Raw genomic sequence first — 24246 nt, 5'->3', positions numbered from 1 at the left:
TGGGCCGAATGGCAGCGCCTGGAATAGGCGGATGCGAGCATCAGAAATGCACCACTCGCGGGAGGTCCGCGACCGTGGAGTTGGCGACGAGGCCGAGGAAACTGCGGCAGGCGTACTGCGCCTGCACCCGGCGGTGGTACTTGCGGCTGGACACCGCGAGATCGGTCCCGGCCAGCCGAACCCGCCAAGACCACAGCTGGGAGGGGGTCTCCCTGGCGGTGGTGGCCGACATCTCGGTGAGCCGGGTGCGCAGTTCCAGCAGTGCCCGGGAACAGGCGTCGGCGTCGACGAAGCGATCCGCGGCCTGACCGAGGCTGCGGTTGTTGGCGGAGAGGAACCGCCACGTCACCGCGTCATCGGCGGATCTGTAGATCTGGAAGCGGGCGATCGCCATCGGGTTTCTCCCATCGAACTGGTACACCCCGACGTGTAGTGCGAATCGTCTGGTTTCCGGATGTACGGGAGAAAAATCCAGCACGACGCCCCGGTTGCGATCACCCTCACGCCGGACGACGGGCAACGAATTGTCACAACTCGGGAACCACGCGTAACGCTTTAAGCGCTATAGATCACGACACTTGGCGGAAAATCACCACCACAGGTGGCGGTAAAGGCTGTAAACCGGAACGCTGTGTGCCGATCCGGTCACGGTCGCGGACCGCGGGCAACGTTTTCGGTTGGACCTGGGTCCGCATTTGCCTCGAAGTACCCGCGCAGGTCCTCGGCCAACCCCGGCACCGCCGTGGCCGTACCCCCGGCACGCAGCGAATCCGTTGCGGCACAGGCGGTGGCCACCGCCTGGCGGGCGGCCACCGGGGAGGTCGCGGTCGGCCCGCCCACGCGGGCGAAGCGGACGAATTCGGCGACAATCGCCGGGTCGGCACCGCCGTGGCCCGCTTCCGCCGCGGCGGATTGGCCGATCCGCACGACCCGGTCGCCCTCGGCGGCGTAACCGCGGTGGCGGCGGTTCCAGACCCGCACCAGCGCCCCCGGACCGTCGCCGAAGTTCTCCAGCCTGCCCTCTGTACCGATCACGGTGTAGTTCCGCCAGTAGTCCGGCGTGTAATGGCACTGCTGATATGTGGCGAACGCGCCGTTGTCGAGCGCCATGGTGACCATGGACAGGTCCTCGACGTCCACCACCGGGTTGAGCCCGGTGTGCGCCGACGGCGGCCAGGTGTCGTGGTCGAAGGCCACCTTGTAGTCGGGTTCCGTTCGCCTGTCGGCAATGTCGCCGTAGAGCGTCAGCGCGCCCATGGCGGTGACGGTGCGGGAGTAGCCGCCCGCGAGCCAGTGGATGACGTCGATGTCGTGGGCGCCCTTCTGCAGCAGCAGCCCGGTGCCCTTGGCGCGCTCGGCGTGCCAGTCCTTGAAGTAGTAGTCGCCGCCGTGGCCGACGAAGTGCCTGCACCAGATGGCGGTGACCGTCCCGATGGCCCCTGAGGCGATCAGATCGCGCATGGTGGTGACCACCGGCATGTGCCGCATGTTGTGGCCGACGTAGAGCCTGCTGCCGGTGCGCACGGCCGTCTCCAGGACCCGGTCGCAGCCCTCGACGGTGATCGCCAGCGGCTTCTCCACGTACGCCGCCCGCCCGGACTCCAGCACCGCGACGGCGTGCTCGACGTGCAGGTGGTCGGGCGACAGCACGAACACGGCGTCCAGCTCGTGGCGCAGCAGCTCGTCGGCGGTGGCGTAGGTGGCCGCCTGGTACCTGCGGGCGGCCTCGGCGCGCCGCTCGGGCCGGGGGTCGCACACGGCGACCACCCGACTGCCCTCCCCCGGCCGGTGCGCGTGGTCGATCAGCGTCGACCGCATCCCGAACCCGATGACCCCGATGCGTGATTCCACGCACCCCAGTCTGCTACCGCCGCCGCTCGACGACTGCGCTGTGTTCAACCACTGCCGTGTGCTCGACCGCTGCTTTGTGATCAACCACTGCTTTGTGTTCCGACCACTGCCTTGTGCTCGACGGCTGACGCCTGCTCGATCACCGCGGCCTGCTCGACGGCCGCCCCCTGCTCGGCCTTGCCGCCGGAGCGCAGCATCCGGACCAGTTCGACAGTGGACTGTCCACACAGGGCGGCGAGCGACTCGAGGGCGCCGATGTCCAGGTCGCGGGTGCTCGCCGCGTGCCTGGCGACCTCGGTGGCCGCCCACCGCCGGGCCGGGGCGAGCTCGGACCGGGGGTCGATGGCCAACTCGGTCAGGTCGACCTTCAGCGAGGCCGGGTACTCCTCGTGGCTGACCTGGTCGTGCACCCGCTCCAGCAGGTCGTGCGGCGAGGCCTCGAGGGCGGTGCACAACTGCACGAACCGGACCACGGTGCAGGACCGGGTGCCGGTCTCGTAAGAGGCGAGCGCTTGCGCGGACAGCTCGTTGGGCAGCCGTTGCACCAGCTGGGCGCGCGTCCACCTGCGTCGCATGCGCAGCTGCTGCAGCTCGCGGCCCAGCGCGCGCTGGTAGGCGACACCGTCCATGCCCTTCCCCCGTCCCGTGTGGAGGCCCTGTCGGTGACAGCGCGCTGACCTGGGGTTTCCCCGATTGCTGTCACGTTACGCACATTTGCTTTCGGCGCACCCCGCGCGAGCGGACTGTTCCACCATCGAGTGAGCCCACACCGGGTGAACTACACCCTGCGTACCCGCTGTTCCGCTATTCGACTACCGCCCGGTAGGGCTGGACCGCCTCCCGGGTACCAGCGGATACTGCCCCGAGCACCAGGCTCACGGACCCGCGTCGAGGCCCGCCGCCCCCCTCCTTCGGCGGGGCGGGTCCGAGCGAGTGCGAACCCGGGGCCGGTGGTGCCGCACCGGCCCCGGGTCACCTCAGCACCAGCGCGACCGCCGCCACCACCCCCGGCGCCACCGCCAGCACCCCCACCCAGGCGGGCAACCCCCCGGCCCCCCGGTAGCGGCGCGCTCCACACAGGACCATGCCGACCGCGCACAACAAGATCACCGCCCCCGCGACGAGCCCGCTCGCCCCCTCGGCCCCGTGCAGCAGCAGCGCCCCCACCGCCGCACACGCCAACGCGGTCCGCGACCAAGCCAACCGCGTCCGCTCAGCCTGCAACCCCCGGTCCGTCACCGACCGACCACGACCAGCACGAGCACCGCCACGGCCACCACAGTGACCCCGACCGCCACGAGCGGCACCTGCGGCCCCACAGGCAACGGCCGCCCCAACCGCATCGCCCGCTGCGTGATCCGCCACCGGTGGTGACTAAGAGCCGCCAAGACGGTGCCAAGCACCACCAACCCGATACCAATGGCCGACCTCAACACCGGCAAACCCATGTCGGGCAGGTACTGCCAAACAGCCACCCCACCAGCAACCAACGCAAGGGCGGTCCGCACCCAGGCAAGGAAGGTCCGCTCATTGGCAAGCGTGAACCGGTAGTCAGGCTCATCGCCAGGCACATCAGGCATCGGAACACCGCCTTTCGTGCGCATGGTAGGTGAGGCGAACTCATGACGTGCGCGCAGGTCACCCAGCCCCCGACGACGAGCACCTAAGCTGTCCACAATGGCCGCCAGTTGTCCACAGGACACCGGTCGGCACTGCCGTTGTGTCGACTTCTCTCGGTAAGCTGTTTATTTGGGGGTTTTCAATTCTGTTGATCATGGCAGGCGGCTTCGCGGTGGCTAGTTGTCCTCAACGACTTCGATTGTCCACAGGCTCCTTTTGCCGCTCCCGTTTTGTCGGACCCCCTCGGTAGGCTATATATCGGGGGCTCTTGCGGCAGATGATCTTGTGCGTGCATGCGTTGCGGTGACGGTTTATCCACAACGGTTCTGGTTGTCCACAGGCTGCTGCTCGCTGCTCCCGGTTTGTCGGTGCCGCGCGGTAAGCTGTGTATTTGGGGGCTTTCGATCAGGTTGATCTTGACGCATGCCCGGGGTTGGAGATGCGGGGCAAGGGATTCGGGCCTCCGCCTTCGGCTCCGGGAAACGCCTCGTCGCCTGGCGGCAACATCGGCGGGAAACGCGACAATGCGACGAGCTCGATGGGGCGAACTTGTTTTGCGCGGGGCCCCTACAACACCCGACGCAGAACCGCAAAGCAGGGGCCCAAAAGCAGGCCCTGCCGCGCGGAAACGCTACGGGTGTTGTCCCCCCACGCAAAACAAGTCCGCCCCATCGAGCATTTGGCACCAGCGAGTCCGACTGTCCACGCGCTGATCAGGTGGGCTGAGGCGGACCTGACGGAAGGCCAGTTGGCACCGCCGGGTCCGAGGGTCCAGCGGCTGGGACCAGCGGGCAAAACGCCAAGCCCAGCAGCGATCTGGTTGTCAGAGGGCGGTGATGGTCACCTGGTCGTGCAGCTCTGTCAAGACGTCAGGGTCGACGCTGCCTGCTACGGGGGCGGCTACGGCGGCGCCTGCCCAGGTGACTGCGAGGCGGAGGCGGTCTGGCCACGGGAGGTCGCGGCGGAGGCCGTCTGCGAGGGCGGCTACGGCGGCGTCGCCTGCGCCGGTCGGGTTACCTACGACTGGCTGAGGCAGAGTTGCCCGCCACTCACCATCGGCTGTTACGGCTAAGAGGCCATCGGGACCCAGCGAGACAACTACTGCCCCAGCGCCAAGAGAATGCAACTGCCGAGCGCCGGTAAGAGGATCGCCCTCGCCAACAGCCGCAGCCAACTCCTCGGCATTCGGCTTCACGATAGCGACGCCAGCTTCTGCAGCGGCGCGAAGAGGAGCTCCGCCGACGTCGACCACAGTTGGGACGCCATGTGCGGCAGCCAAAGAGACGAAGTCAGCGTAAGAGGAGTCAGGTGCATCAAGCGGCAAGCTCCCCGAACAGACAAGAACCTCAGTGCGGGGCAAGTAAGACCCAACAAGGTCCTGCAAGCGCGACCAGTCAAGAGCCGACAATGGCCCGCCAGGTTCGTTGAACATAGTGGCCTCATCCGCGACAACAGCAATCGTCATGCGTGTTGCGGCGGCGACCGGGAGGAGGTCGTGCGGGAGGCCTGCGTCGAGGAGGTCGGCGCGTAGTGAGTCACCGAGGATGCCGCCGACGGGGCCGAGGGCTCGGGTGGGGATGCCTTGGTCGTGCAATACGCGGCTGACGTTGAAGCCCTTGCCGCCCGCGCGTTCGAACACCGCACCGATGCGGTGGGTGTGGCCGGGGCGCAGCCGGTCGACGCGGTAGCTGACGTCGAGGGCGGGGTTGGCGGTGACGGTGAGGATCATGCCGGGGTCCCGATCTTCCACGCCGGGATCGCGCGCAGCACGCCCAGCAACCTGGCCACCTCGGCGGCGACCGCGGCGCGGGCCGGTCCGAGGTACTTCCTGGTGTCCACAAGGGACTCATCGGCCAGCCCGGCGCGCACCGCAGCGGTGAACACCGCGTTGAGGTGGGTGGCGATGTTGACCTTGGTGATGCCCGCGCGCACGGCGGCGGTCAGCGCGTCGTCGGCGACCCCGGAGGAACCGTGCAGCACCAGCGGTACGGCGGTGGCGGCGCGGATGGCGGCGATCAGGTCGAGGTCCAACCGCGCGTCCCGGGTCAGCATGGCGTGCGAGGTCCCGACCGCGACGGCCAGCGCGTCCACCCCGGTGGCGGCGACGAAATCGGCCGCCTCGCCGGGATCCGTGCGCGCGCCCGGGGCGTGGACGCCGTCCTTCCCGCCGATCTCCCCCAGCTCGGCCTCGACCAGCACGCCCGCGTCGTGGCAGCGGCGGACGACAGCGGCGGTCTGGGCCACGTTCGAGTCGTACGGCAGCGCGGACGCGTCGAACATGATCGAGCCGACGCCGAGGCGGATGCCCTCGTCGACCAACTCGGGGGTCTGGATGTGGTCGAGGTGGACCGCGACCGGCACGTCGGCGCGGCGCGCCACCGCGAGCGTCGCGGCGGTGATCGGTTCGAGGTCGCCGTGGTAGCGCACGCAGTTCTCGCTGATCTGCAGCACGACCGCGGCACCAGCGGCTGCGGCACCAGCGACGATGGCCTGGGCGTGCTCGATCTGGATCACGTTGAACGCGCCGACGCCGTGGCCCGCGGACGCGGAGAGGAGTGCGGCGGTGGGGACCAGTGGCATGTCAGGCGCCGAGAATGACGGATCGGGTGAGGTTGCGCGGCCGGTCCGGGTCGAGACCACGTCGTAGTGCCGCCGCGACGGCAACCCGTTGGGCGAGCACTAAGTGCGCCATGGGGTCAAGGTTGCCGCTGTCGATATAACGCGCGCCGGTGCTCTCTACATCGCTCTGCAGTCCGTCGGGCGCTTGGCCTAAGACCCACGTGACGCGACCAGGTTGGGCGATGCTGATTGGACCGTGTCGATACTCCATAGCTGGGTAAGACTCGGTCCATAGGCCTGCCGCTTCGCGCAGCTTAAGAGCGGCCTCATGCGCTAGTCCGACCGTCCAACCTTGGCCTAAGAAGGTGAACTGCTCAGCTGCGTCCAAGTCGCCGAGGTCTTGGTCGAGAACGGTGCGCGCGTCGGCAATGGCTTTAGTGAGGTCCTCGCCAAGGGAGGACCTTAGGTAGGCCAACGCCGTAGTCGCGAACTGCGTCTGGACCACGGACCGCTCATCGGCGAAGTCGAGCAGCACGGTCTCGGTAGCGCGCGCAGTCGCCGGTGACCCTGCCACGCCCGTGATGACCGTCGTCGGCACCGCTACGCGCGCTAAGAGGTCGACAACCTCGGTCGTCGTCCCGGACCGGGTAATCGCAACAACGCGGTCGTAGCCGCGATCAACGAGAGCCTCTGAGGCCGCGAAAGCGTCGGTCCACTGCCCTGTGGCCTGCCGCAGCGCCGCGTAGGCCATCGCGACGAACCAGGACGTCCCGCAGCCGACGACCGCGATCCGCTCGCCCGGGGCAAAGGGCTCGCCAACCGCCCGCTCCCAGCACGCAGGCTGGCCCGCGATCTCCTCGGCGACGAACGACATGCCCACCTCCTGCTCACACCTGCGCGCTAACAGCTCTCATCATGCAGCTGTGCGCAAGAGTAGCAGCCGTTCGCGGAAGTGGTCTCTACCAATTTAGCGGGCGGACGCCTCCCGCGCGAGCCGCTCGACGCCCGCGAGGTCCGTCGGGTTGGCCGTGAGCCAGCTGCCGCCGACGCAACCGACGTTGGGGAGAGCCAGGTAGGCGGGGGCGGTGGTGGCGCTGATGCCACCGGTCGGACAGAAGCGCAGGCCGGGCAGCGGGCCCGCGATCGACTTGAGGAACCCGATGCCGCCGGACGCCTCCGCGGGGAAGAACTTCAGCTCCGCGTAACCCAATTCGGCCAGGCGCATGGCCTCGGACACGGTCGCGGCCCCGGGGAGGACCGGCAGGCCGGTGTCAGCGGCGGCGCCCAAGACCCGCTCCGTGGTGCCGGGGGTGACCAGGAACCGCGCGCCCGCCTCCGCCGCGGCTACCGCGTGTTCCGGCGCGGTCACCGTTCCCGCACCGACAACGGCGTCCGGGACCTCCGCCGCGATCCGCCGGATCGACTCCAGCGCCGCCGGGGTCCGCAAGGTCACCTCGATGATCCGCACCCCGCCGCGCACCAGCGCCAGCGCCAGCGGCACCGCGTCCGCCGCGTCTTCGAGCACCACCACCGGCACCACCGGCGACAGGTCAAGCAGGCTCATTCTCCACTCCAGTCCGCTCAGGCCCACCAAAGTTATCCACAATCCCCGCGACCATCCACAGTCGACCGGAGCCCCCGTTGACAAGCCCGGATCCGTCGTACCTTGGCAGTGCGCGGGCATTGTCCGAACGAGAAATCAGTGGTCCGCCCCACGGCGCGCGGTGGGGCGCAGCCGCGGGCAGGACCAGGGAGGAGGCAACCAGGGGAATACAGCTACGAAGCGGGGACCAGGTCGGGGACGGCCGGGCCGAAAACGCTTGCGCCGTGGTCGGCGGGGCCCACCGACCGACGGAGTGCGGCGAAGAGGTCACGGCCGGTGCCGGTCCACTCCGAGTCCAGCGCAGGCGCGTCAACCGGGAGGCGCGCGGCCAGGACATCGGGGTCGACCAGCACGTCGACCCGCCCCGCCTCGGCGTCCAGGCGGACCAGATCACCGTCCTGGATGAGCGCGATGGGGCCGCCCGCGGCGGCCTCGGGGGTGCAGTGGATGGCGGCCGGGATCTTGCCGGAGGCGCCGGACATCCGGCCGTCGGTGACCAGGGCGACGCTGTACCCCCGGCTCATCACCGCGCTCAGCGACGGGGTGAGCCCGTGCAGTTCCGGCATGCCGTTCGCCCGCGGCCCCTGCTGGCGCAGCACGATCACCACGTCGCGGTCGAGTTCGCCCGCGCGGAACGCCTCGGCGACGGCCTCCTGGGTGGTGAACACCCGGGCGGGCGCCTCGACGACGCGGTGTTCGGCGGCGACGGCGGACACCTTGATCACCGCGCGACCCAGGTTGCCCGCGAGCATCCGCAGCCCACCATCGGCGGCGAACGGGTCGGCGAACGGCCTGAGCACGTCCAGGTCACCGGACTGGCTCAGGCCGTCTCGCCAGCGCAGGACGCCGTTGTCCAACACCGGCTCCTGCCGGTACCGGTCCAACCCCGGTCCGGCCACAGTGGACACATCACCGTGCAGCAGGCCCGCGGCCAGCAGCTCGGCGATGAGGAACTGCACGCCCCCGGCGGCGACGAAGTGGTTGATGTCGGCGGAGCCGTTGGGGTAGACCCTGGCCATCAGCGGCACGACGGCCGACAGGTCGGAGAAGTCGTCCCAGGTCAGCTGGATGCCCGCGGCGGCGGCGATGGCGACCAGGTGCAGCGTGTGGTTGGTCGACCCGCCGGTGGCCAGCAGCGCGATCACGCCGTTGACCACCGACTTCTCGTCGACGACCTGGGCGATCGGGGTGTACTGGTCGCCCTGGGCGGTGATCTCCACGACGCGGCGGGCGGCCGCCTCGGTGACCGCGCGGCGCAGCGGGGTGCCCGGGGGGATGAAGCTCGCGCCGGGCAGGTGCAGGCCCATGACCTCGACCACGAGCTGGTTGGAGTTCGCGGTGCCGTAGAACGTGCAGGTGCCCGGCGAGTGGTAGGAGGCCGACTCGGCGGCGAGCAGGTCGTCGCGGGTGGCCTTGCCCTCGGCGAACGCCTGGCGCACCCGGGCCTTCTCGGCGTTGGGCAGACCGGAGGCCATCGGACCGGCGGGCACCAGGATCGCGGGCAGGTGGCCGAAGGCGAGCGCGCCGATCAGCAGGCCGGGGACGATCTTGTCGCACACGCCGAGCAGCAGCGCGCCGTCGAACATGTCGTGCGCCAGGGCGACGCCGGTCGCCATGGCGATGACCTCGCGGCTGAACAGCGACAGCTCCATGCCCGCGCGGCCCTGGGTGATGCCGTCGCACATGGCGGGCACGCCGCCCGCGAACTGGGCGACGCCGCCCGCCTGGCGGGTGGCGTCCTTGATCCACGCCGGGAACTCGAGGAACGGCTGGTGCGCGGAGAGCATGTCGTTGTAGGCGGACACGATCGCCACGCCGGGGACGCTGACCCCCTTGACGGCCAGGCGGTCCGGGCCCGCGCAGGCGGCGAAGCCGTGCGCGAGGTTGCTGCAACCGAGTCCGGCGCGCATCGGCCGGGACGGCACGGCGGCCGCCATGCGGTCCAGGTAGGCGGACCGGCTGGTGGCGCTGCGGGCGGCGATCCTGGCGGTCACCTCGGCCACGACCGGGTTCAACGGCACGCTCATCGTCACTCTCTCCGGCATCGTCGGTGATCTTCCCCCGGGCGAACGACGACACTGGCGTGCACCGTGGGACCGACGCTACAGACCGGTCGGAGCGGGTGTCAAAATCGATTCAGCACCGTCCACCCGCCCGTCATGACCCGGCCAGGCCAGCGCCATCGCGACGCTCACCGCTGCCGCACAGCCGACCGTGAGAGGGTGTCGCAGTCGAGGGAAGGGGTTGCCGGAGTTGGTGTCCAACGAACGGGTCGGCCGGTCGCTGCTGCGCGAGGAGGTCAGCGAGCGCATCAAGCGCTACATCCTCGACAACCGCCTGCGCCCCGGTGCCCCGCTGCCCACGGAGAACGAGCTGTGCGCGGCGCTGGGTGCCTCCCGCTCGAGCGTCCGCGAGGCGATCAAGACCCTGGACGCGCTCGACATCGTCGAGGTGCGCCACGGGCACGGCACCTACGTCGGCGAGCTCAGCCTGTCCGCGCTGGTGGAGGGGCTGACCTTCCGCGGCCTGCTCAGCCCGGACGACGAGTTCGCGGTGCTCTCGGAGCTGGTCGAGGTCCGCGAGCTGTTCGAGCGCGGCAACGCCGAGCGGATCCTCGGCGCGCTGGACACCGAGCAGTTGGCCGGTCTGGACGAGCTCGTGGACCGGATGGACCGCGGCGAGGACACCGCGGGCGCCGACCGCGCGTTCCACTCGATGCTGGTGCACCCGCTGGGCAACGAACTGGTCTGCCAGCTCACCGACGCGTTCTGGGACGTCTACACCACCGTCGCGCCGCACCTCGGCCTGCCGATCGACGAGCACGACACCGTCGCGCTGCACCGGGGGATCATCGACGCGGCCCGCGCGGAGGACCTGGCGGGCTTCACCAAGGCGGTGGCGGCCCACTACGCGCCACTGCGGCACCGGATCAGCGCCGCGCGGGGCTAGATCGACACTTAGTCCCAGTCCCAGCCGATGCGGTAGATGCCGGGCGGCGGATCGGTCGCGGCGTACTGGGCGGTGAAGGTCGTGCCCAGCCGGACGTCGATCTCCGCGCAACCGGTCTCGCTCACCGAGGACTGGAAGCGGCGGTAGACGCGCACCGGTAAGGCCTCCGCGTGGAATTGGACCTGCACCCCGTACACCCGGGTGGAGGCGCCGACGCGCTGCGAGTGGTAGACCTCGGGTGAGCCGGGCTTGATCGTGTACCGCAGGGTGATCAGCTCACCGGCGCGCAGCCCGTTGTCGAGCAGCAATTCGAACGTGGAGAACCCGGTTTCGTGGTCACCGCGCCGCCGCCCCTGCCTGCAGCCCATCGTCTCGGTGATCTCCGGCTGCCCCAGGTCGCTGCGGTACGCAACGGTGTAGCGATCCACGCCTTCTTGCTCTGCCCGAAGGACCACGAGATGTTCGATGCGGCGTAAGACCCGGTCCGGGCCAACATCGCAGGTCACCTGCAGTGCCACCTTCGACAACCGGTCGACGGCAGACAACGTTGTGCCCAAGCTGTCCAAAGTGCGCAATAAGCCGTCGGGACGTGCCCAAGCCTGGTCTGCGCGCATGTCGTTCGGCGCCCGGGTCAGCCATCGCCCCCGTGGTCGCGGTGGGCCTAACAACACCGACAACGCGCCGTTGGGCAGTCCGAGGATCTCCTCGAGAACGGCTAAGGCGCGCAATGATTCCGTGCGCTCGGGCTGTGTGCGGCCGCTCTGCCAGTTGCTCAGCGCCGTCTTGCTCACCGGCACGTCGCGTTCGCGCAGCCGGTATTGCACCCGGTCGAGGCTGAGCCCGCTCGCGCGCAACGCCAACCGCAACGCGAGGCTGAAGGGCCCCGTCGTCAGGGCTTCGCGCAGCCGGGCCTGCTCGGACATGTCAGTCGAAGAGGGACGGTTGACCGCCGGGCGCGGCGCCCTCGATCCCCAGGATCCGCAGCTTGGTCACCGCGCCCTCGCCCGCCGAGAAGCCGCCGACCTTGCCATTCGCGCCGAGGACCCGGTGGCACGGCACGACGATCGGGTACGGGTTGCGGCCGAGGGCCCCGCCGACGGCCTGCGCGGAACCGGGCAGGCCGAGGCGAGTGGCGACCTCGCCGTAGGTGAGGGTCTCGCCGGGCGGGATGGCGCGGGCGATCTCGTAGACGCGGCCGTCGAACTCGGGGATGCCCTCGGGGTCGACGGCGATGTCGGTGAGGTCGTCGCGCTCGCCCGCCAACAGCGCGGTCATCCGGGTGATCGCGGTGGTGACGGTGGCGGGCGGTTCGGCGGCGGTGCCGTAGCGGCGCAGGCGGGCGACGGTCGCGGTCTCAGTGCGCTCGGGGAGCTGGACCGCGGTGATCCCGTTGTCGCCCCACGCGACGCCGCAGCGGCCGATCGCCGTGTCGAACAGTGCGTACCCGCCCAAACCGAACGCCTCCAGACATGCCGAGGTCCCCGCGACCAGCCAGTGTGCCGGAAGCGGGGACCTCGGGACAGCTCAGGTGTGCAGCAGTTGGTTGAAGAACGACCGGTACCGGCGCAGCGCCTGCCGCAGGTCCTCGGTCTGGGCCTCCTCGCCGTGCTGCCACTGCTCCTCGAGGCCGCGCTTGTGCTCGGTGAAGGTCGCCGCGAGCGCCTGCATCACCTCGGCCACCAGGTGGTCGGCGCCCCGCACGGCGTCGCGCGGGTCGTCGACGAAGGTGGTCTGGATGGCCTGCCACTGGCCGCGGAAGCGCTCGACCTCGGTGTCGGTGAACAGCTGCGCGCCCGGTTCCTCGGCGTCGGTCGCGACCGGGACACCGGACTCGCGCACGGCCTGCTGCTCCGGGATCGCCTGGGTCGGCGCGTTCTCGGTGTACTCGGGGTCATGGTCCGCTTCGACGGCGCCATCGCGGTCGCCGTCGAGGTCGCGGTCCAGGTCTTGGTCGGTCCGCTCCCGGTCGTGCAGGTCGCTGTCGGCGTGCTCGCTGCCGGTCAGCGTGGTGGGCGGGTCGGTCCGGTCGACGCCGCTGTCGTGGTAACCGGATTCGGTGTAAGCGGTGTCGCGGTAGGGCGAGTCGCCGGACGCGGTGTCGTGTCTGGCGTCGGTGCCGCGGACGTCCTCACCGTCGCGGTAGACCTCGTCGCGCGCGGGTGCGTCGGCGTCGTCCGAGGGTGTTCTGGCCGCACCGGTGGTCGCGGGGTCGGGGTCGGGGGTGACCAGCAGGTCCTCGGTCTGGAGCCTGCGGTCGTTGTCTGGCTTGGTCACGGCTGGGCCTTCCGTGGGGACTGGTGGTTGGCTCACTGGTTCACTGCGCGGCGGGGCGGGTGGCGGTGTCGGTGGCCGTGTCGCGCCGGGGCGCGTGGTGCGCCCTGCCGTCGACCTGACCGTCCACGTCGGACTTGTCGAGCCCGTCGTTGATCAGCTCGTCGAACAGCGAGCGGTAGCGCACGATCGCCTCGCGCAGCTCCTCGGTCGAGGCCTCGCCGTCACCGGTGTGCTTGGTGCGCACCGAACGGGCCAGCCGGTAGTGCTCCACAGTGGACGAGTGGCGGACCGAGAGGTCGGCGACGCGCTGGTCGTGGTCGCCGTCGACCGGGTAGCCGCGCTCGGCCATGACCGCGCTCACCAGCTGGTCGGCGTCCTCGAGGGCGGCACCCGGCTGGTCGACGAACTTGGCCTGCACCAAGGACCACCGCGCCGTGTAGCTCTCCCGCTTGGCCGCCGACAGCGGCCGGATGTCGAGTTCGGCGTGGCGGCGCTCGCGCTCGAGCAGCTCGCGCTCGGCATCGCGCTTGGAGCTGGCGTGCACCGCCCGCTCGTACTCACCGCCGAACCGATCCCGCAGGTGTCTGCTGCGCGCTTGGGCCCGCAACGCCACCGCGATCAAGGCCACTACGACGACGACCGCGACGACGATGCCGATAATCGCGCCTGTTGACATCGGGTTCTCCTTCCCGGACATCGCGTGATGCCGGGTAGTTACCCTGCTCGTCGGGGCGTGAAACGGTTTCGGCGCGCGTTGGGCCATTGGGCCCAACACGTCCACTGTGGAGCGTCAGCAGCCGCACCCCCCGGTGACCACGGTGACCAGCGGGTCGATCGGCACCGAGCGGCCCTCGACCGGGAACCCCTCGCGGGCCCAGTACTCGAAGCCGCCGAGCATCTCGCGCACCGGGTAACCGAGCTTGGCGAACTCCAGCGCCGCCTTGGTAGCACCGTTGCACCCCGGCCCCCAGCAGTAGGTGACCACCTCGGCGCCCGCGGGCACGACCTCGGCGGCGCGGGCGGCGATGTCGCGGGTGGGCAGGTGGACAGCACCGAGCACGTGCCCCTGCGCCCACGCCTCGGCGGAGCGGGTGTCGACCAGGAGCAGCGCGCCCACCGCCATGTCGGCGTGCACGTCGCTGGCGTCGGTCTCGAAGGCGAGCCGGGTGGAGAAGTGGGTGATGGCGTCCATGGCTGTGATCCTGCGTCCCCCCGGGTCATCGAGGAAGTGGCGCCAACGCCGCCATGCGCTAACATCTCGCCATCCACACCGTGAGCGTCCTGGCCTACGACGGCATGTCACCGTTCGAACTCGGCATCGTGACCGAGGTCTTCGGCCTGCACCGCCCCGAACTCGACATCGACTGGTACCGGCTGCTGATCTGCGCCGACGGCCCGGTCCGGGTGGTTGGCGGCGCGATGATGCACGCCGAGAACGACTTGGCCGCGCTGGCCGCGGCCGACACCGTGATCATCCCCGGCGTCGCCGACGTGCGCGCCCCGGTCCCGGCGCCGGTCGTCGCGGCGTTGCGATCCGCGCACACCCGCGGCGCACGCCTGGTCTCGATCTGCAGCGGTGCGTTCGCCCTCGCCGCCGCGGGCTTGCTGGAGGGCAGGCGCGCAGCGACCCACTGGCGCTACGCACCGTTGCTGGCCGAACGCCACCCCGGCGTCGAGGTGGACGCCGACGTCCTCTACGTCGACGACGGCGACATCCTCACCAGCGCCGGGAGCGCGGCGGGCATCGACCTGTGCGTGCACCTGGTCCGCACCGACCACGGCGCCACCGTCGCCAACGCCGTAGCCCGCCGCCTGGTGGTCGCCCCGCACCGCGAAGGCGGGCAAGCGCAGTTCATCGAGGCCCCCGTCCAGGCCGTCTCGGCGGACGCGGTGGCCGACAGCATGACCTGGGCCCTGGCGAACCTGGCCGAACCCATCACCGTCGAGTCACTCGCCCGCCGCTCCCACCTGTCCCCCCGCACCTACCTGCGGCGCTTCAAGCAGACCACCGGCACCAGCCCGATCCGCTGGCTGATCACCCAACGCGTGCAAGCCAGCCTGGCGCTGCTGGAGACCGGCACCCACCCCATCCCCGCCATCGCCGCCGCCGTCGGCTTCGAATCGCCGGTGACCTACCGCCACCACTTCACCCGCGCCATGCGCACCTCCCCCTCCGCCTACCGCCGCGCCTTCCAGGAACGCCGCTAGCATCGGGGACCACCTACCCCGGGGAGGACCACCACATGGACCAACCACTCGAAGCCCGCTTCATGGTCAACCTGCCCACAGAACAAGAAGTAGGCCATTACGCCTCCTTCGCCGTCGTCTGGCACGACAAAGAATCCTTCGTCCTCGACTTCGCCACCGTGGTGGGCCCCAACCACCCCACCCAAGACGACAACGGCGACACCTTCATCGCCACCCCCGCCCGCATCGTCTCCCGCGTACGAATCCCCCCGTCGCAGGTATTCGAGATCATGAAGGCGCTGGAGCAGCAACTCTCCAAGTGGGAACAGGAAACCGGCCGCAAGCCCGGCCAACAGGGCCCTGCAACACCTCCAGGCAACTAGAAATCCCCCAGTCACCCCGCCCCACCATTGCCCAACCAGTTAGCCCTCGCACCAGCGGCGCTAGATCCCCCCTCTACACCGACCGCGTAGCCAGCCCCGGACACCCGGAAGCCGAGACGCCAGCTCTCGGCTTCCGTTAGGTCCGCCCAACCCACCCGGCCAACCACCGGCCACTCGAACCCAGCGGTGCCAACCCAACCCCCGCCAGGTCCACCCCGACCCACTAACTCAGCGCCTGGACACTCGGACCCGCCGGTGCCAACCCGCACCCCGTCAGGTCCGCCCCAGCCCACCTGCTCAGCGCCTGGACAGTCGGAGTCGCTGGTGCCAACTGCTCGATGGGGTGGACCTGTTTTGTGTGGGGGGACGGCACCCGTAGCGTTTCCGCGCGGCAGGGCCAGTCTTTTCGGCCCCTGCTTTGCGGTTCTGCCACGGGTGTCGTAGGGGCCCCGCACAAAACAGGTCCACCCCATCGAGCAAAGCTCGAAAATCGCGGATCAGACGCCGAGGTCGCCGCCAGGCGACGAGGCCGTCCGATCCCGGGTCGCGATGCCGCAGGCGAGCCGACCCGAAGCCACCGAACCCCTTACCCCGCATCCCCAGCCCGGGCCTACGCCAAGATCAACCTGATCGAAAGCCCCCAAATACACAGCCTACCGAGACACGCCGACAAACCGGAAGCGGCGAACGCAACCTGTGGACAGCCAGAACCGTTGTGGATAAACCATCACCGCAAACGCGCGCACAAGATCATCCGCCACAAGAGCCCCAAATACACAGCCTACCGACGCGACCCGACAGAACGAGAGCAGCAATCAGCGGCTGTGGATAACAGAAGGGGTTGTGGACAACCGAGGCGGTGCGCAAGCAACAAGCGCGAGCGGTCGTTAGCCCCGTTCCACGACCACGAGCCCTGCGTCCGCGAACTGATACCCGACCCCCCGTACGGTCCGGATCAGTTCCTCCCCCACGCCGATCTTCCCCCGCAACCGCCGCACGTGGACGTCGACGGTTCGCTCGCTCACGTACGTCGTGCGCCAGACCTGTGTCATCAGGGCGCGGCGGCGGTGGACGCGGGTTGGGTGGGTGGCCAGGTACAGCAGCAGGTCGAACTCGAGCCGGGTGAGGACGACCTCGCGGCCCTGCCACAGCACCCGCCTGGCGTCCGCTTGAACGACCAGCGGTGCGGTGCGGCGGGGCAGCGAGACCACCGGGGCGACCGGTCCGTCGACTGTTACCGCGAGCTCGTCGCGGCCCAGGGTTTTGAGCGCGTTGACCAAGCCCGCGGTCAGTTCCGGGATGCGGTCGGCCTCGGCGGTCACGTGCACGGTGAGGGTGACACGAGCCGGGTCAGTACCCGTGGTGACCGGTGAGGGACGCACGGCAATTAGTCGACCAGCCGGGGGTTCGCTGGTCAACGGCGTCCGGAGGGTGGGACTACTCGGCGTGACTGGCCGAGTGCTCTGCGGCCAGGTATGGGTGCAGGACCTCGACGCCCTTGGGGAGGAACCACTCGTCGATGTCGAGGCCGGGGGTGCCGAGGAGGTCGATCTCGTCCTCGCCGGACTCCTCGTCCAGGTCGTAGAGGCGCTCGTGGTCCAGGTCGGCGAAGGCGTGCTCGTCGAAGGCGGCGTAGATCTGCTTGAGCGGCAGCTCGTCGAGCAGGCCAGCCAGGTCGAGCTGGACGCCCGCCTCGGCCTTGAGCACGTGCAGGGCCAGCGCCTCGGCGGTGCACAGCGGCGGGGTCCAGCCGGGCTGGGCGAGGCGGTAGCCCAGGATCGAGGTGATGACCAGGAACTGCTTGGCGAACAGCGCGCCGTAGTGCTCGGCGTAGCGCAGCGGGAGCTGGTTGAGCACGCTGAGCGCCTCGACGTCGCTGGCGGCGCCCTCGGCGTCCTCCAGCTCCTGCACGTCGGCGAACAGCTCGTCGGTGAGGATCTCCATGGCCTGGACCAGGGCACCGGCGACCAGGCGGGCGGCCTCGGCCGACACCGGGGAGTCGGGGTCGGCCGGGTTGTGGCCGAACGCCTCGGGGCCGAAGGCGCGCAGGGTGTCGGCCGAGACGAGCAGCTCGTCGCGCAGGGCGGCGACCTCCTCCTCGGTCAGCTCGGCGTCGTCGTCCTCGTCCTCGAGCTCGGGCTGGTCCTGGCCGAGCGCGGCGGCGAGGTCGTCGTCGGAGGCGATGACCTCGCAGCGGCCGACCGTCCAGCCCTCCAGCAGCTCGCTGGTGGCCAGCAGCTCGGTGAGCACGTGCCGGGCCGCCTCCTCGGCGAAGGAGAGCGCAGGCGCGTCGAGCACCCAGGTGATGACCGCCCCGGTCGGGTGCACGACGACCCGGTGGTCCAGCGGCTCGACCTCGACGCCGTCGGGTCCCTCGATGCCCGCGAGCAGGTCCAACTGCTCATCGAGCAGGGCGGCGACACCGTGCCGCTGCAGCGGGTCGAGGTCGGTGTCCGACGGCGGGTTCACGTCGGCGGTGAGCTGGTATTCCACGTCGGGAAGTCTAGGAGCGGCCGATCGGCTCAGCGCGGGCGGCCCGCCGTGAGCGCGACGCTCGGCAGCGGCCGCAGCCGCGGTCCGTCCGGCCCGTCCCCCGCCTGCTCGATGACCACCTCCGCGTCCCGCCCGCGAACACGCAGCGTGGCGACGGCGTTGCCGAAGTACGGGCCCGCGACCTTTTCCCAGTCCACCGGCAGTGGCTCGATCTCCGGCGACCGGTACATCCACCGGCGCAGGACTCCCGCTAGAGGCTGCCACCAGCCCAACCGGAACAACGGCCGCATATAGCGCTCGACGGCGTTGTGCAGCGGCGAGCAGGTGAGCTGATAGACCCGTGCGTTGACCGGGCGGTCGAAGGTGGCCTCGGCAGCGTAAACATGGTGAACGTCGCCGGAGAGGACGCACACCGTGGCAGCCTCGCCTTCCGCGATGCGCCGGATCAGCCGGGTGAGCCTGTCGGAGGATTTGCGGAACGACGGCCAGTGCTCCAGGTCCGCGGCCTGGCGCAGCTTCTCCGCGAGCCGACCGCGCCAGTCGGTCCGTCTGCAAGCGACCTCGTTCATGGACTGCACGTGCGCGATGACGTGCGGCATGAGCCAGGGCAGCGACGAGCCGATGAGCAGGTGGTCGTAGTCGCCGTCGGCGTTCTCCTCGATCCACTCGAACTCGCCGTCACCGACCATCGAGCGGTGACCGTCCTTGAGGATGCGACCGGACCGGGTGTCGATGACCAGCAGCCGCACGTTGCCGAAGTCGCGCCGGTAGCTCCACCGGGTGCCCTTGCGCCCGTTGTACTCCCGGGTGGCGACATCGGCGAAGTCGCTGAGGATCGGCGTCGCGTCGCCACCCGCAGCGGTGACCTTGCGGAACGTCTCGTCCTCGGCGAGCTCGCCCGGCGACAGGTTGCCGATGTGCTGATAGATCCAGTACGTCACGACCGCGGCGCGCTCACGGGCCGCCCACCAATCGGTGCGCTCGATCTCATCGCGCCAGGTCTGCGAGGTGTTCCAGTCATCGCGCACGTCGTGGTCGTCGAAGACCATCGAGACCGGGACGGTGGCGAACAACCAGCGGACCAGCCGGGTCGACCAGGACTCGTGGTAGAGCCGGACGTACTCGGTGAAGTCGGCGACCTCGGTACCCGGCGGCTTGCTCGCGTCCCGCCGCCCCTTGATCCACTGCTGGGTGGCCTTGCTGGTCTCGTCCGCGTACACCTGGTCACCGAGCAGCACCAGCGAGTCCGGCCAGCGCAGCTCCTCCTCGGTGATCATCCGCTGCGCGTAGGCGGCCAGCGCGTCGGTGCCCCAGAGCTTGTGCTCCTTGGGGTCGTCGCTCTCGGGCTTGCGGCAGGAGCCGAACAGCAGCAGGAAGTCGGAGTCGCCGCCCTCGGGCAGCGTCCGGATCCGGCTCGACGGCAGGTCGTCGCCTGGCTCGGGCCAGCGGACGGCGCCGTCGAGGCGCACGTCGTACTCGAGGGCCGATCCCGGCTCCAGGTCGGTGAGCACCACCAGCGCGTAGTGGTGCCCGGCCACCTCGAAGGTGTGCGTCGCGCGGCCCGCGACGGTGACGTCGCAGGCCGCGTCGGTCTCCACCCACAGCGTCGCCGAGGTCGAATCGACGTGCCGCAGCACCGGACCGAGCAGCAGATCAGGCATGGGTCCTCCTCGTCTCCGCCCGGCCCTACGTACCCCGATCCGGTGAATCCTCACACGGATTCGACGCCCTTGATCTCACCACCGCGGAACGCCTCGACGAAGAGCCGGTGGTCGAGGCGGGTCTGCTCGGCGTAGCGGTGCGCGAACTCGACCACCGAGTCGACGAACGGGGCCTCCCGGTCGCCGATGGCACCCGCGATGGCCTCCTCCACCTGGAAGTCGACCAGGGTCTGCTCCGAGTCGGAGTCCGACACGCAGTGCGCCTTAGCGCTTGCCCTACCGAGATACTCGACGACCGGAAGGATGTCGCCCGGTTCGGTCAGGTCGGACCAGTCGAGGTCGGTGACATACGGGGACAACTCGGCCACTACGAAGCCGGTGCCGTCGAGCTCCGTGTAGCCCAACCACGGGTCGGCGTGCGCCTGCAGTGCTCGCTGCGAGACCGCGGTCCGGTGGCCGTGGTGGTGGAAGTAGGAGCGGATCTTCTCGTCGTCGACCACCCGACTGGGCGCGGCGACATTGGCCTGCTTCATAGACAGCACCACGTCGTTCTCGAGTGCCTGCGAACGGCCTTCGACGAGGACGTTGTAAGCCGGTAGCCCTGCCGAGCCGATTCCGAAGCCGCTGCGCCCCACCACGTCTTTCACCTTGTAGCTGAGGCTGCTCGCGGCGCGCTTACCGCTAGGGATGGTGTCGAGGTACTGCTCGAAGGCAGCCTCAACCTTCGCGCGCTCGTCCTCTTCGAGCTTGCGCACGCCGGGGCCGACGCGGAAGACCCGGTCGAAGTCGCGGACGCTGGTGGTCTCGTTGAGCAGGCCGACCCGGGTCGCGAGCCTGGCCTGCAGCAGCACCTGGTTGATGGCGCCCTCGGTGTTGTCCAGGCGCAGGCTGAACAGCTCGTCGCCGGACTTGGCGGCGAACTCGCGGACCTGGTGCACGTAGGCCTCGGTGTAGCTGCGCACCAGGCGGGTGATCGCCTCGTCCGGGAAGGCCTTGCGCCAGCCCAGCAGCGCCATGCTCGCGGCGAAGCGGCGCACGTCCCAGGTGAAAGCGCCCAGGTAGGCCTCGTCGAAGTCGTTGACGTCGAAGACCAGGGTGCCCTCGGCGTCCATGTAGGTGCCGAAGTTCTCCGCGTGCAGGTCGCCCTGGATCCAGACCCGGGCGGTGCGCGGGTCGGACCATTCGTCCGGTTCGTCCAGCATGTCGGCGTAGAACAGGCAGGCACTGCCCCGGTAGAAGGCGAACGGCTCGGCGGCCATCTTGCGGAACTTGCTGCGGAAGGCGGTGGGGTCGGCGGCCATCAGGTCGGCGAAGGCCGCGTGCAGGACGGACACGATGCGCTGGCGACGGTCGTCGCTCATGGGTGCTCCTCGGAGGGTGAACTGCCGCGGGTGAGCACCGACGCGCCCAACCGGGCGGCTGCTCCACAGTGGAGGGAGCTCCGACCGGCCCGGCGAGCACGGGTGGTCACCCCGGCAGAGATTCCCATCACCCCGTCGGCCGATCAAGTCCCACGACGGGTGGGCGTGATCTCGCCTGCGTGCGCTCAACCGGGCCAGCATGCCGCTATTCGGTCATTCAGGAGCAACGAATGAGGGCTTTCGCCGGGCGCCCTTGTGGCGTTAGCGACCGGGTCACTACCTTGTGGACTCGCGGGTAACCCGGAAATCACGATGGCAGGTAATCCGATCGAGTAGATCGGTCACGCTCACCGCGCATCGCCGACCGTCCTTCCGGCACAGTTGCACCGGCACGGACCCGTTGCGGTCATTTCGCGAATGTTGTTGCGGAAAGGGCACCTGAAGCTGCGATGAACATCTACCTCTCCGGGCTGATCTGGGTCTTCGGCGCGGCCATCGTCACCGCGGGGGTGGCGTACCTGATCCGCCGCATCGGCGAGACGCAGGGCACGGTGGACAACAACGAGGCCGCGGGCCAGGTGTTCACGATCGTGGGGGGCCTGCACGCCGTCCTGCTCGCCTTCGTGCTGATCTCGCTGTTCGACGCCACCAGCGCGGCCGAGGACACCTCCTACCGGGAGGCGGAGAACCTGATCGCGGCGCGTTGGGCCACCGACTCGCTCGGCGAGCAGACCGCGGCCGAGGTGCGGACGCTGAGCGCGGACTACGTGACCACGGTTGCCGAGCAGGAGTGGCCGGACATGGCGGCGGGCAACGACGACGTCTCCGGTGACGGGTGGTCGATGCTGGAGCGGATGCGCGCGGCGGTGGCCAAGGCCCCCGCGAACGACGACTGGCAGAACAACCAGAAGATCGATGCGGCAAACAAGCTCTGGGACGTCTACCAGGCACGACAGGAAAGACTGAACGCGGCGGGCAACGGAATCAGCGACGTGCTGTGGTTCGCGCTGATCGTCGGCAGCGTCATGTCGGTGGCCTTGCCGTTGTTGTTCGGCGGGCCTCGGCCGGTGACCCACATCTTCATCGTGTCGATTCTGGCGGGGACGTTGTCGCTGCTGTTGTTCGCCACTCACCAGTTGCAGAACCCCTATAGCGGCGGGGCGAAGGTTGAACCGTCGGCGTTCGAGAGCGCTCAGGCGCGACTGCAATGAGACATCGTCTGGCGACTGCCAGCGCTGTCGGGGTTGTCTTGGCCGGTAGCGCTGTCCTCGGCATGGCGGAAGGTGAGGCGGCACCCGCCACGACGTGCACGTTCTTCCGGGTGCACAGCCCGGACCTGGGGATGTCGGTGTTGAGCCGGGTGAACCTCGCCGACTTCACCATGCAGCGGATCGCGACCTTGCGCTACCGGGTCAACGCCATCGCGTACTCCGAGGACACGAACTCGTTGTGGGGGTTGTCCACCCGGTCCACCGAGGGCGTCTTCGGAGACGGCGCGCACGTGGTGTCTATAGGCACCGACGGCGATGTCATCGACCACGGGCCTGTGCGGCGGGTCAACGAACTGCACTTCCCCATCGACCGCTTCACCGGCGCCACAGCGGGCACGATCGTCGGCACCACCTTGGTCATCCGCGACGAGGCGGCGATCTACCGCATCGACCTCAACCCGGCGAACCAGACCTACCTGGGGGTGGTCGACGCGGTGATGACGTACCCGGGCGGCCAGGTCAGCAACGTGGACGACTTCGACGTGCGGGCCGGGATCGCCTACGGGGTGGCACCGGACTACCACCGCAGCCACGTCGTCCGCATCAACATCACCACCGGTCAGGTCACCCGGGTCGACACGCCCACCCTGCCGGGGGCGGCGTCCTACGGAGTCGCGGTGCTGGCCCCCGACGGCGCGCTCTACGCCGCGGCGAACTCGTTGGGGAACCGGTCCCCGCTGTTCCGGATCGACCTGACAACCGGTGCGTCGCAGGAGATCACGGCTTGGCCCGCGGTGCTGTCAGCCGACGCCACCGCATGCCTGCCGGGTGTTGAGCCCGCCACCACGCCGCAGACCACGCCGCCCGCGCCGCAACCGCAGCCACAACCCCCGGCTCCCGGTCCTGCTCCGCAACGACCCGCACCGGCGCCGATCGTGACACCGGCGACCTCGCCGGTGATCAGCCCGACGCCGATCCCGATCGTCCCACCGCCACCCACCACGGCAGCCCCAACACCTGCCCCGGCGCCTGCGCCAGCCGAATCGGTTCGACGGCCCTATAGGCCGCAACCAACCACCGAGGCGCCGCGAGTGAGCGCACGGGCGCGCAGCAGCACGGAGGAGAAGCGGCGCTGGGGGTTGACGACCATCGTGCTGCTCGTGGGTGCCGGTGCGGCCGCCGCAGCGGGCCGTAGGCGCCGGAGGTAGGGCTAGCCCTACCCCGAACACGCGGGCCAGCGCCATGGGTCCTGGCCGCTTGCCGCCATAACGTCGTTCCCAGGTCCGAATGGCGTGGGGAGCGGGACGTGAGCAGCAGTGGGTGGGCGGTGGACAACCAGGCGGCGCGACAGGGCGCGGTGGCTGTGCGCCTGTCTGGGGTGCGGAAGGTCTACGGGAAGGGCAGTGGGGCGGTCGCCGCGCTCGCTGGGGTGAGCGCGGAGTTCCAGCGGGGGACTTTCACGGCGGTGATGGGGCCATCTGGCTCAGGTAAGAGCACCTTCCTGCATTGCGCTGCCGGGCTCGATAGGCCTACCGACGGTTCTGTGGAGCTGGACGGTGTTGAGCTCACCAAGCTCGGTGAGCGGCAGTTGACCCGGCTCCGGCGGGACAAGATCGGGTTCATCTTCCAGGCGTTCAACCTGTTGCCCGCGTTGACGGTCGCTCAGAACATCGCGCTGCCGTTGCGGCTGGCGGGACGGAGGCCGGAGAAGGCCGCCATGGCGGAGGTGGTGCGCCGGGTCGGTTTGGAGAACCGGTTGGGCCACCGGCCCGCGCAGTTGTCCGGTGGGCAGCAGCAGCGTGTGGCAATCGCGCGGGCGCTCGTCACCCGCCCTGCCGTGATCTTCGCTGATGAACCTACCGGCGCTCTGGACACGCGGACGGCGCGCGAGGTCTTGGGCCTGTTGCGGCAGGCAGTGTCTACGAGTGGGCAGACGATCGTGATGGTCACGCACGACCCGGTGGCGGCCTCCTTCGCCGACCGTGTGGTGTTCCTAGCCGACGGCGGGCTCGTCGGTGAGCTCTACCAGCCGACGGCAGACGCGGTGGCTGAGCGGATGACCCACCTGGGCGCTTGGGCGGTGGCGTAATGCTC

At 69.6% G+C, this 24246-nt stretch carries 25 protein-coding genes; 6 read left to right on the top strand and 19 right to left on the bottom strand.

What is annotated here, in order from left to right; genetic code table 11:
* Window positions 1–40: 40 nt before the first annotated feature.
* From LV75_RS10075 to edd, 10 genes are all read right to left on the bottom strand, one after another.
* Window positions 41–394, bottom strand: a complete 354-nt coding sequence (locus LV75_RS10075) for a hypothetical protein (protein WP_204450751.1) — start codon at window positions 392–394, stop codon at window positions 41–43.
* 251 nt (window positions 395–645) lie between these two features.
* Complete coding sequence (locus tag LV75_RS10070; RefSeq protein WP_253886552.1) at window positions 646–1851, bottom strand: Gfo/Idh/MocA family protein; 1206 nt, start codon at window positions 1849–1851, stop codon at window positions 646–648.
* Between the two features lie 80 nt (window positions 1852–1931).
* A complete protein-coding gene (locus LV75_RS10065; RefSeq protein ID WP_253886551.1) occupies window positions 1932–2480 on the bottom strand; it encodes a helix-turn-helix domain-containing protein in 549 nt (182 codons plus the stop codon).
* Window positions 2481–2823: 343 nt separating this feature from the next.
* Window positions 2824–3090, bottom strand: a complete 267-nt coding sequence (locus tag LV75_RS10060; RefSeq protein WP_253886550.1) for a DUF202 domain-containing protein — start codon at window positions 3088–3090, stop codon at window positions 2824–2826.
* A complete protein-coding gene (locus LV75_RS10055) occupies window positions 3087–3431 on the bottom strand; it encodes a YidH family protein (RefSeq protein ID WP_253886549.1) in 345 nt (114 codons plus the stop codon). The genes LV75_RS10060 and LV75_RS10055 overlap by 4 nt, the downstream gene beginning before the upstream one ends.
* An 863-nt stretch (window positions 3432–4294) precedes the next feature.
* Window positions 4295–5221 (bottom strand): 1-phosphofructokinase family hexose kinase, encoded by a 927-nt coding sequence (locus tag LV75_RS10050; protein WP_253886548.1) that lies wholly within the window; start codon window positions 5219–5221, stop codon window positions 4295–4297.
* Window positions 5197–6051, bottom strand: coding sequence for a class II fructose-bisphosphate aldolase (locus LV75_RS10045; RefSeq protein ID WP_253886547.1), 855 nt, complete (start codon window positions 6049–6051; stop codon window positions 5197–5199). Before LV75_RS10045 ends, LV75_RS10050 begins: the two co-directional genes overlap by 25 nt.
* Before the next feature lies 1 nt (window position 6052).
* Window positions 6053–6904, bottom strand: a complete 852-nt coding sequence (locus tag LV75_RS10040) for an SIS domain-containing protein (RefSeq protein WP_253886546.1) — start codon at window positions 6902–6904, stop codon at window positions 6053–6055.
* A gap of 93 nt (window positions 6905–6997) precedes the next feature.
* The gene (gene eda / locus LV75_RS10035) at window positions 6998–7594 is read right to left on the bottom strand and encodes a bifunctional 4-hydroxy-2-oxoglutarate aldolase/2-dehydro-3-deoxy-phosphogluconate aldolase (protein ID WP_253886545.1); all 597 of its coding nucleotides are present in this window, start codon (window positions 7592–7594) and stop codon (window positions 6998–7000) included.
* Between the two features lie 212 nt (window positions 7595–7806).
* Complete coding sequence (gene edd / locus LV75_RS10030; RefSeq protein WP_253886544.1) at window positions 7807–9660, bottom strand: phosphogluconate dehydratase; 1854 nt, start codon at window positions 9658–9660, stop codon at window positions 7807–7809.
* Window positions 9661–9877: 217 nt separating this feature from the next.
* Here edd and LV75_RS10025 point away from each other — a divergent pair, with 217 nt between their 5' ends.
* Window positions 9878–10582 (top strand): FadR/GntR family transcriptional regulator, encoded by a 705-nt coding sequence (locus tag LV75_RS10025; RefSeq protein ID WP_253886543.1) that lies wholly within the window; start codon window positions 9878–9880, stop codon window positions 10580–10582.
* 8 nt (window positions 10583–10590) lie between these two features.
* On the opposite strand, the gene LV75_RS10020 is transcribed toward LV75_RS10025, so the two are convergent.
* The 5 genes from LV75_RS10020 to LV75_RS10000 all read right to left on the bottom strand — a co-directional run bounded on the left by LV75_RS10020 (window position 10591) and on the right by LV75_RS10000 (window position 14048).
* On the bottom strand, window positions 10591–11505 hold the full coding sequence (locus LV75_RS10020) for a hypothetical protein (RefSeq protein WP_253886542.1): 915 nt from the start codon (window positions 11503–11505) through the stop codon (window positions 10591–10593).
* A 1-nt stretch (window position 11506) separates the two neighbouring features.
* Window positions 11507–12034, bottom strand: coding sequence for a methylated-DNA--[protein]-cysteine S-methyltransferase (locus tag LV75_RS10015; protein WP_253886541.1), 528 nt, complete (start codon window positions 12032–12034; stop codon window positions 11507–11509).
* A gap of 72 nt (window positions 12035–12106) precedes the next feature.
* Window positions 12107–12856: a hypothetical protein gene (locus LV75_RS10010; RefSeq protein WP_253886540.1), complete on the bottom strand. Its 750-nt coding sequence runs from the start codon at window positions 12854–12856 to the stop codon at window positions 12107–12109.
* A 40-nt stretch (window positions 12857–12896) separates the two neighbouring features.
* On the bottom strand, window positions 12897–13532 hold the full coding sequence (locus LV75_RS10005; RefSeq protein WP_253886539.1) for a hypothetical protein: 636 nt from the start codon (window positions 13530–13532) through the stop codon (window positions 12897–12899).
* Between the two features lie 114 nt (window positions 13533–13646).
* Window positions 13647–14048 carry a rhodanese-like domain-containing protein gene (locus LV75_RS10000; protein WP_253886538.1) on the bottom strand — a complete coding sequence of 134 codons (402 nt, stop codon included), beginning with the start codon at window positions 14046–14048 and terminating at the stop codon, window positions 13647–13649.
* Window positions 14049–14119: 71 nt separating this feature from the next.
* On the opposite strand from LV75_RS10000, the gene LV75_RS09995 reads away from it, so the two are divergent.
* Complete coding sequence (locus tag LV75_RS09995) at window positions 14120–15064, top strand: helix-turn-helix domain-containing protein (RefSeq protein WP_425547640.1); 945 nt, start codon at window positions 14120–14122, stop codon at window positions 15062–15064.
* A gap of 35 nt (window positions 15065–15099) precedes the next feature.
* Window positions 15100–15426: a DUF3467 domain-containing protein gene (locus LV75_RS09990; RefSeq protein ID WP_253886536.1), complete on the top strand. Its 327-nt coding sequence runs from the start codon at window positions 15100–15102 to the stop codon at window positions 15424–15426.
* A gap of 887 nt (window positions 15427–16313) precedes the next feature.
* Here LV75_RS09990 and LV75_RS09985 read toward each other — a convergent pair.
* From LV75_RS09985 to LV75_RS09970, 4 genes are read right to left on the bottom strand one after another with little or no spacing between them, the layout of a single operon-like run.
* A complete protein-coding gene (locus tag LV75_RS09985) occupies window positions 16314–16808 on the bottom strand; it encodes a winged helix-turn-helix domain-containing protein (RefSeq protein ID WP_253886535.1) in 495 nt (164 codons plus the stop codon).
* 55 nt (window positions 16809–16863) lie between these two features.
* Window positions 16864–17919: a hypothetical protein gene (locus LV75_RS09980; RefSeq protein ID WP_253886534.1), complete on the bottom strand. Its 1056-nt coding sequence runs from the start codon at window positions 17917–17919 to the stop codon at window positions 16864–16866.
* 29 nt (window positions 17920–17948) lie between these two features.
* Window positions 17949–19580 (bottom strand): alkaline phosphatase D family protein, encoded by a 1632-nt coding sequence (locus LV75_RS09975; RefSeq protein WP_253886533.1) that lies wholly within the window; start codon window positions 19578–19580, stop codon window positions 17949–17951.
* 50 nt (window positions 19581–19630) lie between these two features.
* Window positions 19631–20941 carry a DUF2252 domain-containing protein gene (locus LV75_RS09970; protein ID WP_253886532.1) on the bottom strand — a complete coding sequence of 437 codons (1311 nt, stop codon included), beginning with the start codon at window positions 20939–20941 and terminating at the stop codon, window positions 19631–19633.
* Between the two features lie 449 nt (window positions 20942–21390).
* Here LV75_RS09970 and LV75_RS09965 point away from each other — a divergent pair, with 449 nt between their 5' ends.
* The 3 genes from LV75_RS09965 to LV75_RS09955 all read left to right on the top strand — a co-directional run bounded on the left by LV75_RS09965 (window position 21391) and on the right by LV75_RS09955 (window position 24241).
* Complete coding sequence (locus LV75_RS09965; protein ID WP_253886531.1) at window positions 21391–22152, top strand: bestrophin-like domain; 762 nt, start codon at window positions 21391–21393, stop codon at window positions 22150–22152.
* On the top strand, window positions 22149–23360 hold the full coding sequence (locus tag LV75_RS09960) for a DUF6923 family protein (RefSeq protein ID WP_253886530.1): 1212 nt from the start codon (window positions 22149–22151) through the stop codon (window positions 23358–23360). The genes LV75_RS09965 and LV75_RS09960 overlap by 4 nt, the downstream gene beginning before the upstream one ends.
* Window positions 23361–23458: 98 nt before the next feature.
* Window positions 23459–24241 (top strand): ABC transporter ATP-binding protein, encoded by a 783-nt coding sequence (locus LV75_RS09955; RefSeq protein ID WP_253886529.1) that lies wholly within the window; start codon window positions 23459–23461, stop codon window positions 24239–24241.
* Window positions 24242–24246: the final 5 nt, after the last annotated feature.

This window comes from Actinokineospora diospyrosa, assembly GCF_024171925.1.
Taxonomy (GTDB): domain Bacteria; phylum Actinomycetota; class Actinomycetes; order Mycobacteriales; family Pseudonocardiaceae; genus Actinokineospora; species Actinokineospora diospyrosa.
The sequence above is the reverse complement of the archived record's forward strand: the minus strand, read 5'-3'. Positions and strand labels throughout refer to the sequence as shown.